Below are 12845 nucleotides of genomic sequence, written 5' to 3'. Positions count from 1 at the left end.
ACGCATAAGGAGGATATAATGGCAAAGAATCGTGAATTTTTTACGTCTGAATCCGTAACCGAAGGCCATCCCGACAAAATGGCCGACCAAATTTCTGACGGCATTTTGGATGCAATTTTGGAAAAAGATAAAAACGCCCGCGTCGCCTGCGAAACCCTCGTAACGACAGGTATGGTACACGTCGTAGGCGAAATCTCCACGACGTGCTACGTAGATATTCCGCACATCGTACGCGAAACGGTCCGCAATATCGGTTATACCCGCGCAAAATACGGCTTTGACTGCGATACGTGCGGCGTCCTCGTTTCCCTGGACGAACAGTCCCCGGACATCGCCATGGGCGTTGACGAAGCGCAGGAAAAGAAATCCGGCACGACGGATAAATTCGACTCGATCGGCGCCGGCGACCAGGGCATGATGTTCGGCTACGCGACGAACGAAACGGACGACTACATGCCGCTGCCGATTTCTCTGGCTCACCGCCTGTCCCGCCGTCTGGCCAAGGTCCGCAAGGACGGCACGCTGCCGTACCTCCGTCCGGACGGAAAGACGCAGGTAACGGTCGAATACGAAGACGGCAAGCCTGTCCGCATCGACACCATCGTCATTTCGGCTCAGCACAGCCCGGAAGTTACGCGCGAACAGATTGAAAAAGATTTGCTCGAATACGTCATCAAACCGGAACTTCCCGAAGGCTTGTTCGATGACCAGACGAAACTGTTCATCAACCCGACAGGCCGCTTCGTCATCGGCGGTCCTCAGGGCGACTCCGGCCTTACGGGCCGCAAGATCATCGTCGATACCTACGGCGGCATGGCTCGTCACGGCGGCGGCGCTTTCTCCGGCAAGGACCCCACAAAGGTAGACCGCTCGGCAGCTTACGCAGCCCGCTATGTGGCGAAGAACATCGTAGCCGCAGGCTTGGCGGATAAATGCGAAATCCAGCTGGCCTATGCCATCGGCGTAGCCCATCCCGTTTCTATCCACGTAGAAACCTTCGGTACGGGCAAAGTCGAAAACGAAAAGATTGTCGAATTGATCCGCAAACACTTCGACCTCCGTCCGGCCGGCATCATCGAAATGCTCGACTTGCAGCGCCCGATTTACAAACAGACGGCCGCTTACGGTCATTTCGGCCGCAACGATCTGAACCTGCCTTGGGAACAGCTTGATAAAGCCGACGTTCTCCGTCAGGAAGCCGGCTTATAAAACTGGGCCATCTCAGAGGAATCATGCCTTCCAGGTGGCATGGCTGAATTAAATATGATACAATGTATAGGGGCTTGCTTCGTCAAGTCCCTATATTTATGTTATATAAACGCAGGAGCAGGGGTATGACAGCAGACATCATCATCAATACGACGGCCAAACGGCTGCAGCAGACCTTTTCCTATATCGTCCCGGACGGCATGGCTGTGCACGTCGGCAGCCGCGTGCAGGTTCCCTTTGGACGGCGGCAGGAAGAAGGAATCGTCGTCGCCGTCAGCGAGAGGAATGCAGGCGAATATGCATACGAGCTCAAGCCGATCAGCACCGTGCTGTCGGCGCAGGCGGGGTTTCAGGAAGAAATGATCGAAACGGCTTCCTGGATCAGCCGGTATTATCTCTGCAGCCTTGCCGACGCCCTCCGCCTGTTCATGATAGAAAAGAAAGGTCTGGAAGTCCGTCTGTATATTACGGTTGGAACGAAGGCTCCCGCGACAGCGGAAGATGCCGCTGTCGCCGCGTACGTCCAAACGAAGGACCAGGTGGAAAAAGCGGCGCTGGCGCGGAAATTCGGCGCCAGGCAAGTAGACGATCTTCTTGCGGCAGGCGTACTGCAGGTAGAAAAGGGCTGGAAAAATAAAATATCCGATAAAACGGAGAAGTGGCTGTCCTTTGTGCGGGACGACGCCGACGGCCTGCTGGCGAACCGAAGGCGGCAAGCAGCCTTGCTGGCTGAATTAAAGCAAGCAGGCAGCGCGCCCGTGTCTTCCTTTATCGAAAAAGGATACAGTGCCGACGTCATACGCCGCCTCTGCGGTACGGGACTGGCAGCTATCAGCGAAAGAGACGTCCGAACGAGGCAGCTGCTGCCGACGTTAGGTCAGAGCCATCCGCTGACGCTGACAAGCGAGCAGGCCCGGGCCGTACAGGCCGTCCGCGGCGACGCGACGGGGCGCACTTATGTGCTGCACGGCGTTACGGGGAGCGGCAAGACCGAAGTGTATATGCAGCTGGCCGAAGACGTATTGCGGCAGGGAAAGCAGGTCATCGTCCTCGTGCCGGAAATCGCCCTGACCGGCCAAATCGTAAGGCAGTTTGTCCGCCGCTTCGGAAACGACGTCGTCGTCATGCACAGCCAGCTCTCGAAGGGCGAACGGAAAAACAACTGGCTCCGCATGCTCCGCGGCGAAAGCCACATCTGCATCGGAGCCCGCTCGGCCGTCTTTACGGCGGCGCAGCATCTCGGCCTCGTCATCGTCGATGAAGCTCACGACAGCTCGTACAAGCAGGAAGAATCGCCGCGCTATCATGCCGTCGCCGTAGCGCAGAAGCGCGCCGCCTATTACTGCTGCCCGGTTATATTGGGCAGCGCCACGCCTTCGGTCAGCGATTATTACGCAGCCCTGCAGGGAGAATATACGCTGCTGGAGCTGAAAGAACGCATCCACGGCCGGCCCTTGCCGACTGTAACCATTGCCGACATGCGCGACGAACTGGCCAGGGGCAACTACCGCGTCTTGTCGGACGCTATGGTTTCCCTGCTGGAAGAAACGCTGGCAGCCAGGCAGCAGGCTATCATCCTGCTGAACCGCCGCGGATTTGCCACCTTCGTCATGTGCCGCAAGTGCGGCTACGTCGTCAAATGCGACACCTGCGACGTGCCCATGGTCTACCACAAGCAGAGCGACCACCTGCAGTGCCACTACTGCGAGGCGTCCAAGCCGATTCCGACGGTATGTCCGGCCTGCGGCAGCAAGTATATCAAGTTTTTCGGAACGGGGACGGAAAAGGTCGAAGAACAGCTGGGCGAGTTGTTTCCCAGCAGCCGCGTCGTCCGCCTGGACCAGGATACGGCCAGCCGCAAGTACAGCGGCGAGCAGATATTGGAACGGTTCCGGCGGCATGAATACGATATCCTCTTAGGGACGCAGATGGTAGCGAAAGGCCATGACTTTGCCAATGTCAGCGCCGTCGGCATTTTATCTGCCGACAGCCTGCTCAACCTGCCGGCCTATTGGGCTGGCGAACGGACCTTTCAGCTCCTGACGCAGGCCGCCGGACGGGCCGGACGGGGAGACGCGCCGGGCCGGGTCGTCATGCAGACCTATGCGCCGGAGCACTACGTCATTCAGTGCGCGCAGAAGCAGGATTATCACACTTTCTACGAGCAGGAAATCGAATTTCGCCGCGCCCTGCAGTACCCGCCCTTCCATCGCATCATAAAAATCATCCTTACAGACGAAGAGGAGCAGCCCCTGTGGCGGCGGGGAAACGACTTAGCGGCGGCGCTGCAAAGCTGGACGCGCTGGGAACACAGTCCCGTCGAAGTCATTGGCCCTTTTGCCGACATCATCAAGAGGATACGCGGCAAATACCGCCTGGTTATCTTGATAAAAGGCAAATCCCTGGATGATATCAAAGACTATATGCGCCGTGAGCCCCAGTGCTGGGCTTCCGGCGTTGTCATTGACGTGGACCCGTCCTTCTAAAACGAAAAAGCCGTATCTGTAGAGATATGAAAAAATATGATATAATAAAGAGAAAAATGTAAATATACTATAGTAAGCTATGAGGTGAGAGAATGGCAACGCTAAAAATCATTGAAGCCGGCGCGCCTATTTTGAAAGAAACAGCAAAACCGGTTGAACATATTACGAAACACATTAAAAAACTGCTCGATGACATGGCTGAAACCATGTACGCTGCCGAAGGCGTCGGCCTCGCAGGCCCGCAGGTCAACGAATCGCTGCAGCTCGTCGTCCTCGACGACGGCAACGGCTTAATCGAGCTGATCAATCCGGAAATCATCGAGCGTTCGGAAGAAACGGACGACGGAGATGAAGGCTGCCTGAGCGTTCCCGGCTATTACGGCACGGTAAAACGGCATCACCGCATCAAGGTCAAGGCCCTGAACCGCCGCGGCAAAACGGTGATCTATGAGCCTGAAGGATTCCTGGCTCGTATTTTCCAGCATGAAATCGATCATTTATACGGTACGCTTTTTATTGAAAAAGCAGAAAATTTACGGAGAATAGGCTAATGGCATCGTTACGAATCGTATTTATGGGGACGCCCGATTTTTCCGTGCCGTCCCTGCAAGCACTGCACGATCAGGGCTTTGACATCGCCGCAGTGTACAGCCAGCCCGATAAGCAGCGGGGCCGCGGGAAAAAGGTTTCCTTTTCACCCGTAAAGGAAAAGGCTCTGGAATTGGGGATTCCCGTGCTGCAGCCGGATACGCTGCGGGACGAACAGGTCGTAGCCGAATTGGCGGCATTTCAGCCCGATGTCATCATCGTCATTGCCTACGGCAAGATTTTGCCCAAGGCCGTACTGGATATTCCTAAGTACGGCTGCCTGAACGTGCATGGCTCGCTCCTTCCGAAGTATCGGGGAGCCGCGCCGATCCAGTATGCCGTCAAGGACGGCGAGGCCGTAAGCGGCGTGACGATCATGCTCCTCGACGAAGGCATGGATACGGGGGCCATCCTGAAGAAAGCGGAAATAAAGCTGGACCCGAAGGAAACGACGGGATCGCTCTTCGATAAGCTGTCCGTATTGGGCGCACAGGCGCTGACGGACGTATTGGCCCATATTGAAGAGTATGAACGAAATGCCTGCCCCCAAGACGAATCTCAGGCTACGTATACGGCAAAAATCGACAAGGAAACGGCGCAAATCGACTGGACGCAGGACGCTATTGTCATCGAGCGGCTTATCCGCACCCTTGATCCTCATCCCGGCGCTTATACATGGCTCGACGGCAAACGCCTCAAGGTGTGGAGCGCCGCCGTCGTTGACGGAGCCGACGCTGAACCGGGGACGATCATCGCCGTTACTAAGAAGACCTTTACGGTACAAACCGGCAGCGGCGCGCTGTGCGTGCGTGAAGTACAGCCGGAAAGCCGGAAGCGCATGCAGACGGCCCAGTTTCTCCAAGGCATTTCCTTGCAGCCTGGCGACGTCTTAACGAGGGAGTAAACTCGTGAAGGCAGCGTACAGGCAGACGATTTTATTTTTAAGCGGCGGCGGTATCGCTGCCGCCGTCTTTTTAGCTGGATTTGCCGCCGTCTGCGCGCTGGTCAAACCGGGACTGTCCCTGTATGTGCCGTCCGCAGCGGCTTGGTGGGACTGGGCCGTCCGGCTGTGCTTGGCGGCGGCCGCTGCAGCTTATGGGTTTACGTGGGTCTGTGTACTGGCCGGAACGCCTTCAAACAAGCGGCTTCGCCAGTTGTTATTTGTCTGCCTTCGCGTCCTCTTTTCCCTCGTGCGCTGTATCGGCAAGCTGCTGTATGCGGAAAGCGCCATAAGCCGGGCCTATATCCAGGTCCTGAATCACTTGATCCTGCGCCGTCCGCTCTGCCTGCCGCCGCGGCAAGTCCTGCTGCTGGCGCCGCACTGTCTGCAGTGGGACCAATGCCCTCATAAAATCACGCGGAACGTGCAGAACTGCCGGCGGTGCGGCCGCTGTCCCATCGGCGAGATGACAGCTCTGTCGGAACGCTTGGGCATTTCTTTCGCTGTCGTTCCCGGCGGAACGCTGGCCCGGCAAGTCGTCGCGGCCTGTCGTCCGAAAGCGGTAGTAGCCGTCGCCTGCGAGCGCGACTTGATCAGCGGCATGCAGGACGTAGCGCCTTTGCCGGCTGTCGGCTTGCTGAACAAGCGGCCGAACGGCCCTTGCTTCAATACTGACGTCGATATACGAGCCTTAACAGAAATTTTATCTGCAATGATAGGAGAAGATGCATGAACGTACGTGAAATAGCCCTGCGCAGCCTGCTGGCTATCTGCAAAGACGAAGGATACAGCAATATCGTTGTGTCGCAGGCTATCCAAAAATATAAAATGGAAGACCGGGACCGCCGGTTTTACACGGAATTAGTATACGGCACGCTGCGGTATATCAATTACTTAGACTGGATCGTATCAAAAATCAGCACGCGCAAGCTCAATAAGCTCGATCCCCTGTGTCTGGCCATCGTCCGCTTAGGCTTGTACCAGATATTCGGCATGACCAAGGTGCCCGAGTCGGCGGCATGCAACGAATCGGTCAAGCTGGCGACGCGCCTCGGCAATAAAGGCATGGCCGGTTTCGTCAATGCCATGCTGCGCAGCAGCCTTCGCCGCCGGCAAGAATTTTCCATTCCGACGATGGAAGAAGATCCGCTGCTGCATCTGACGCTGACGTATCATCAGCAGGATTGGCTGGTAAAAGCGTGGATTAAAGAGTACGGCCTGGCTGAAACAGAAGCGCTGTGCCGGTATTTCGACAGTATACCGGTGCTTTGCCTGCGGACAAATACGGCCTGCGTCAGCCGCGACGAGCTCATTGCCCAACTGGCGGAAGAGGGAATTCAGGCTGAAAAAGCAGCCTATGCGCCTGAAGGCGTATATTTGCCGGACATCCCTAACATCGGCAGCGTCAAAGCCCTGAAAAAGGGGCTGGCTATCATTCAGGACGAGCCGTCTCAGCTCGTCGCCCATGTGCTGGATCCTCAGCCTCACGAGCTCATTTTCGACGTCTGCGCCGCGCCGGGAGGAAAGACGACGCACATCGCCGCCCTGGGCGGACCGACCTGTACGGTCTACGGCGGAGATATTTACGAGCATAAGCTGCGCCTCATCGAAAGCAACGCCAAGCACCTGGGCTTGGCCAACGTGCGCACGATTTTGCAGAACGCCTGCACGATCGGCCAGTCCTACGCCGGCCGTGCCGACCGGGTGCTTGTTGACGCGCCGTGCTCCGGCCTGGGAGTGCTGCGCCATAAAATCGACTTGCGTTGGCGCAAGAAGCCCAGCGACTTACGGACTCTGCCGGTACTGCAGAAGCGCATCCTGGACAGCGCATCCCAATGCGTCAAGCCCGGCGGCGTCCTCGTGTACAGCACCTGCACGATGCACGATGAAGAAAATATCCAGATTGTACGGCAATTTTTGCAGGATCACGGCGACTTCCACTTGGAAAACGCTGCAGATTTCTGCCGCCTGCCGAATCACGACGGGCCGTGCATCCAGCTGCTGCCGCAGCGCGACCACCTGGACGGCTTTTTCATCGCCCGCATGAGAAGAGGAGAGTAATATGGCCGATATATTCGATATGACCAAAACGGAGCTGCAGGAGTTCCTCGTAGCCCGGGGCATGAAAAAATTCCGGGCAGACCAAATCTTTCACTACATCTATAAGCAGCATATTTTTTCCTGGGACGACATGGTCCTGCTGCCCAAGGGCGACAGGGAGAAGCTAAAGGCCGAGCTGCCCATCTGTTTCCCCGAAATCCTGTCTAAGCTGGAGTCGCCGGACGGTCAGACGGTCAAGCTGCTTTTGAGCCTGCACGACGGCAACACCGTCGAAACAGTCCTCATGATGCACGACTACGGCAATTCTATCTGCTTGTCGTCGCAAGTGGGCTGCGCCGTAAACTGCGCCTTCTGCGCTTCGGCTAAAAACGGCTTCGTCCGCAATTTGACAGCCGGCGAAATGGTAGCCCAGCTCATGGCGTTCCGCAAATACGTAACGCCGGATCTTCACTCTATCGTCATCATGGGGACAGGCGAACCCCTGCTGAACTATGACAACGTCGTCCGTTTTATGAAGATGATCCATGAAAAGGACACGCTGTATCTGGGATACCGCAACATGGCCCTGTCGACGTCGGGCATCGTGCCGCGCATGTATGACCTGGCCGACGAAGGCATCCCTATTACGCTGGCCGTGTCGCTCCACGCGCCGAACGACGAGCTGCGCCGCCGCATCATGCCGATTACGGACACCTATCCCGTCGCCGACGTGCTGAAGGCGGCAGACCATTATTTTCAGAAAACAGGCCGCAAGGTGACTTTTGAATACATCCTGATACAGGGCGTAAACTGCAGCACGGCCTGCGCCCGCGAGCTCGCAGAGCTGTTTGGCGGAAAAAATATCCTGATTAACGCCATTCCCATAAATGATAATTACGACGTCGGCCTGTATCGTCCGTCAGCAGGAGAAATCAATTCCTTTATTGCGTATTTGCAGAAACGCGGCATAAACGTCACGCTGCGCCGCGAAATGGGAAGCCAGATCCAGGCCGCCTGCGGGCAGCTGCGTATCAAGCGTGAAAACATTTGACATGTCCTAGGGAATATGATATGAATTATGTGTATGTAATAACAACGCACCGCGAGAGGACGTGAGACTTTGGGCACATACGGCGAATCACGAATCGGTCTGGTGCGCAAGGTAAATGAAGATTCTTTTTATATAAGCCGCGAACGAAACGTCTTGGCCGTCGCCGACGGCATGGGCGGGTACGTCGGCGGCGAAATAGCCAGCAAGACGGCCGTAGAAGCCATCGCCTATTATTTTAAGAACTTTACCTTTGCCGCGCCGGTACAACTGGAAAAAGCTATTCAATACGCAAATTCCTGCATTATCAGCAAGACGATGATCGACCCGTCGCTGGAAGGCATGGGAACGACTATATCTCTCGTAACCCTGGCCAAGCAGCACGCCTTTTGGGGTCACGTCGGCGACAGCCGCATTTACTTGTACCGCGGCGGCCGGCTGCAGCAAATATCCGTAGACCATACGATCGTCCAGGAGCTGCTGGAACGGCATAAAATCACGTCAGAAGAGCTGCAGAACCACCCGCAGCGCCACGTCCTGACCCGCGCCGTCGGCGTCGATAAGACGCTGCTTGTAGACAGCGGCGCCTTTGCCGTAGAGCGGGGAGACCGGATACTCATTTGCTCCGACGGCCTGACGTCGTTTTTGGACGAGCAGGTCCTGCGCGACGCCGTCGGCGATTACAGCCGCAGTGAACGCGATATTATCAACGATCTTTTTGCCCAGGTATACGATAACGGCGCAAAAGACAATGTTACTGCAATTTTAACAACCATATAATCGGGATTGACTACTATGAAAGTGGTGGAGAATCTAAAAATGATTGGTCATATATTAGACAACAGATACAAGATATTGGAGGAAGTAGGCACCGGCGGCATGGCCGTCGTCTACAAGGCCCAGGATATTTTGCTGGACCGTATCGTCGCCGTCAAGATCCTTCTCGCAAAATACGGAGACGACCACGATTTCGTCGTCCGGTTCCGTCAGGAAGCGCAGGCGGCGGCCAAGCTGTCCCATCCCAATATCGTAAATATATATGATGTTGGTTATGACGAAAATGTGCATTACATCGTCATGGAATACGTCCGCGGCGAAACGCTGAAGGAATATATTGAAAAGCACGGCCATCTGCCGATCAATACGTCCATACAGATTACCTTCGATATCGGCGAGGCTTTGGAAAATGCCCATAAAAACGGCATCGTCCACTGCGACATCAAGCCCCATAACATCCTGGTGACTGAAACGGGACGCATCAAAGTCGCCGACTTTGGCATCGCCAGAGCTATAAATTCCAGCGCGACCAACAAGGATGACCACGCCGTGCTGGGCTCCGTCCATTATTTTTCGCCGGAACAGGCCAGCGGCGGCCCCGTAGACGAACGGACGGATATCTATTCCTTGGGCGTCGTCATGTACGAGATGATGACCGGCGTCGTGCCCTTCGAAGGCGAGACGGCAATCAGCGTCGCCCTGCAGCACGTGCAGGATGATATTCCCTTGCCGACGAAGTATAACCGCCGCATTCCCCGACTGGTGGAACAGTGTATTTTAAAGGCCATGGCCAAGAATCCCGACGACCGGTTCCAGTCGATTGCCGAAATGATGTCGGAGCTTCGCTTGTCCCAAGGATTCGTCAATACCAATAAAGGAGCCATGCCGATTATCAAAAATAATTTTGCGACTCAGAAGATTCCGCCGCTGAAATCGCCGGAAGAGGAGCAGAAGAAAAATATCTTTTCCCGCATGCTCGATTCCATCAGCAGCCATTCGAAAAAATCCATTATCATCGGTATGCTCGGCGTCTTTGTCGTCGCGTTTATGTGGGCATTCTTTTCCTTCGGCAATTTCTGGAGCACTCAGGATATTACCGTTCCCGACGTAACAGGCAAGCAGGTGGAAATCGCCAAGGAAATACTGTCCAAGGAACACCTCAACGTTTCGGTCAACGAAATAGAAAGCGATGAAGTGCCTGTCGGCGAGGTCATTACCCAGACGCCGTCGGGAGGGGCCGTCGTCAAGGAAAACCGGACTATTTACCTGACCGTCAGCAAGGGCAATCAAGGCTCGGAAGTCCTCATGCCCGACCTGCGGGACCTGACGCTGGATGAAGCGAAGAAAAAGCTGTCTGAAATCGGCCTGACCATCGGCTCCGTCCATTACGCCGAAAGCGAAAAATATGAAAACGGCAAGATCATCAGCCAGAGCCCGGCCTCGCCGCGCAAAGTAGCGAAGGGCTCGTCGGTCGACGTCATTATCTGCCGCAAGGCCGAAAAGAAGAATGACGCTAAAAACGGACAGGATGCGCCGACCGTCAGCGGCATGACCTTGGATACGGCCATGAAGACCTTGGAAAACGCCGGATATATCGTCGGCAACGTGACCAATCTGGATGCGTCCAAGGACAACGCCCTGGCTAAGGTTGTCAAACAAAGTCCGCGCAGCGGCAACGTCGTCGATTTGACTGTCGAATACGGCGCAGCGGCGGCTGTTCCCGACGGCAGCGCCAATAATCAGGAACCGGCCGGCACGCCTCATTACGGCACGGTGAATATCAGCGTTCCTTCCGGCGCGTCGAGTCAGCACGTGCAGATCGTCGTGACGGACGACAACGGCACCCGTGTCGTCTATGACAAGAACCAGTCCGGCGGCGACAGCATTACTAAAAATATCAGCGGCGTAGGCAAGACCCGCGTCAAGGTATATATCAACAATTCGTTAGTACAGGATCAGTACATTTAATTGAAGGAGGATCATGACTACAGGCCGCGTTATAAAAAATTACAACGGATATTACTACGTAGATATCGGCGCCGGACAGCTCGTCGAATGCCGTCGCCGGGGAAAGGTCAAGGCGAAGATACTCGTCGGAGATGAGCTGGAAATTACGGAATTAGGCGGCGGAAAGGGCGTTGTCGAAAAGCAGCTGCCGCGGCGGAACAGCCTCCGCCGCCCGGCCGTGGCTAACATCGATCAGATGTTTGTCATCATGGCGGCGCAATCGCCGGACCCCAATCAGTTTCTCGTCGACAAGCTGCTCATGACCTGCGAATACGGCGGCGTTCATCCGAAGCTGTGCTTTAACAAGTGCGATTTAGACCGTGAAACAGCGGAAGCTTATAAAGCCTTTTATGAAACCTGCGGCTATGATGTCTATCTTGTGTCTGCCGTTACCGGCGAAGGGCTGGACTCCATCAAGGCTTTGCTTCCTCATAAGATGACCGTATTTGCCGGGCCGTCCGGCGTCGGGAAGTCGAGCCTGCTGTCTCAGATTTTAGGGCGGGACCTGTCTGTCGGCTCAGTCAGCGAAAAAATAAAGCGGGGCCGCCATACGACGAGGCACTCGGAAATCATGCAGCTGGAAGGCGATACGTATGTCATCGATACGCCGGGATTCAGTTCGCTGGAATTCGAACATCTCGACAAAGGGGAGGTCTTCGCCTTATTTCCTGACATGACGCCTTACGGCGGACGCTGCCGCTTTTCGTCATGCCTCCACTTGTCGGAGCCGGACTGCCCCGTAAAGGATGCCGTTGCCGAAGGCAAGATACAGAAAGAACGGTATGAAACGTACTGCAAAATCGTCAATTCTATTCTCGAAAGGAACCGATAGGTATGATACACATTTGTCCTTCTATTTTGTCCGCCGATTTTTCCCGGCTGGCTGAAGAAATTAAAGACGTAGAATCAAAGGGAGCAGACTGCATCCATCTCGATATGATGGACGGCCATTTCGTGCCGAACCTGACGTTCGGCGTGCCGATCATCGCCGCCTTGCGGAAGCACGTTTCCATTCCCTTCGACGCCCATTTGATGGTCGAACATCCCGACGTATACGTAGACGGCCTGGCAAAAGCCGGCGTGCAGTACGTTACAGTCCATCAGGAAGCGTGTCCTCACCTGGACAGCACGCTGCAGCATATCCGCAGCGCCGGCATGAAGTGCGGCGTTGCCTTGAATCCGGCTACGCCCGTATCGTCTTTATCCTGCGTGGCGGCGCAGCTCGATATGATCCTCATCATGAGCGTCAATCCCGGTTTCGGCGGCCAGAAATTCATTCCGTATTCGCTGGATAAAATCCGTGAAGCCAGGGCGCTGCTCGATTCCGTCGGCAACACGGAAGCCGTCGTAGAAGTAGACGGCGGCGTCAACGCCGATACAGTACAGGCGGTCAAGGAAGCCGGCGCTACCTTCCTCGTTGCGGGAAGCGCCGTATTTGGAGCGGCAGACCGGGCAGCGGCCATCGCCGCGCTGCGGTAAGAAGTCTGTACTTGTATTTCTATCCCTTATGTGCTAAAATCATAGGTGGATATGAATAATAGTCTTTGGGGCAAGGTGAGAAAGGGCAGCTTTCAATTCCTGACCGGCGGTATAGTCCGCTAGCCTGGCGTAAGCGGGGCTGAACCGATGCGATTTCGGTACCGACAGTATAGTCTGGATGGGAAAAGACGACGTTTCGTTTATTTTTGTTGTGCGCAAAAGGCTATTGGGTTTCCATACCCGTAGCCTTTTTATTTTTTATAACAAAATC

11 protein-coding genes and 1 riboswitch are annotated in these 12845 nt (G+C 55.4%); all 11 genes read left to right on the top strand.

The window, feature by feature from the left end; all coding sequences use genetic code 11:
* The first annotated feature begins 18 nt into the window (after positions 1–18).
* The 11 genes from metK (at position 19) to rpe (ending at position 12574) form a co-directional block, all read left to right on the top strand.
* On the top strand, positions 19–1209 hold the full coding sequence (gene metK / locus E0L13_RS01135; RefSeq protein ID WP_095628854.1) for a methionine adenosyltransferase: 1191 nt from the start codon (positions 19–21) through the stop codon (positions 1207–1209).
* 125 nt (positions 1210–1334) lie between these two features.
* The gene (gene priA, locus E0L13_RS01130) at positions 1335–3695 is read left to right on the top strand and encodes a primosomal protein N' (protein WP_168059670.1); all 2361 of its coding nucleotides are present in this window, start codon (positions 1335–1337) and stop codon (positions 3693–3695) included.
* 92 nt (positions 3696–3787) lie between these two features.
* Positions 3788–4246, top strand: a complete 459-nt coding sequence (gene def, locus E0L13_RS01125) for a peptide deformylase (RefSeq protein ID WP_087477402.1) — start codon at positions 3788–3790, stop codon at positions 4244–4246.
* Positions 4246–5187, top strand: a complete 942-nt coding sequence (fmt, locus tag E0L13_RS01120; RefSeq protein ID WP_168059668.1) for a methionyl-tRNA formyltransferase — start codon at positions 4246–4248, stop codon at positions 5185–5187. Before def ends, fmt begins: the two co-directional genes overlap by 1 nt.
* Positions 5188–5191: 4 nt before the next feature.
* Entirely contained in the window at positions 5192–5956 is a 765-nt protein-coding gene (locus E0L13_RS01115; protein WP_168059666.1) for a DUF116 domain-containing protein, read from the top strand.
* Positions 5953–7284, top strand: a complete 1332-nt coding sequence (gene rsmB / locus E0L13_RS01110; protein ID WP_168059664.1) for a 16S rRNA (cytosine(967)-C(5))-methyltransferase RsmB — start codon at positions 5953–5955, stop codon at positions 7282–7284. The genes E0L13_RS01115 and rsmB overlap by 4 nt, the downstream gene beginning before the upstream one ends.
* 1 nt (position 7285) lies before the next feature.
* Positions 7286–8314, top strand: a complete 1029-nt coding sequence (gene rlmN, locus E0L13_RS01105; protein ID WP_168059662.1) for a 23S rRNA (adenine(2503)-C(2))-methyltransferase RlmN — start codon at positions 7286–7288, stop codon at positions 8312–8314.
* A 69-nt stretch (positions 8315–8383) separates the two neighbouring features.
* On the top strand, positions 8384–9091 hold the full coding sequence (locus tag E0L13_RS01100) for a Stp1/IreP family PP2C-type Ser/Thr phosphatase (RefSeq protein WP_087477407.1): 708 nt from the start codon (positions 8384–8386) through the stop codon (positions 9089–9091).
* A gap of 39 nt (positions 9092–9130) precedes the next feature.
* Positions 9131–11056 carry a Stk1 family PASTA domain-containing Ser/Thr kinase gene (gene pknB, locus E0L13_RS01095; protein ID WP_095628860.1) on the top strand — a complete coding sequence of 642 codons (1926 nt, stop codon included), beginning with the start codon at positions 9131–9133 and terminating at the stop codon, positions 11054–11056.
* Between the two features lie 13 nt (positions 11057–11069).
* Positions 11070–11927: a ribosome small subunit-dependent GTPase A gene (gene rsgA, locus E0L13_RS01090; RefSeq protein ID WP_087477409.1), complete on the top strand. Its 858-nt coding sequence runs from the start codon at positions 11070–11072 to the stop codon at positions 11925–11927.
* A 2-nt stretch (positions 11928–11929) separates the two neighbouring features.
* The gene (rpe, locus tag E0L13_RS01085; protein ID WP_087477410.1) at positions 11930–12574 is read left to right on the top strand and encodes a ribulose-phosphate 3-epimerase; all 645 of its coding nucleotides are present in this window, start codon (positions 11930–11932) and stop codon (positions 12572–12574) included.
* A gap of 57 nt (positions 12575–12631) precedes the next feature.
* A riboswitch (FMN riboswitch) is annotated at positions 12632–12768 on the top strand.
* Positions 12769–12845: the final 77 nt, after the last annotated feature.

Source organism: Megasphaera sp. SW808 (assembly GCF_012027795.1).
Classification (GTDB): domain Bacteria; phylum Bacillota; class Negativicutes; order Veillonellales; family Megasphaeraceae; genus Megasphaera; species Megasphaera stantonii.
The sequence above is the reverse complement of the archived record's forward strand: the minus strand, read 5'-3'. Positions and strand labels throughout refer to the sequence as shown.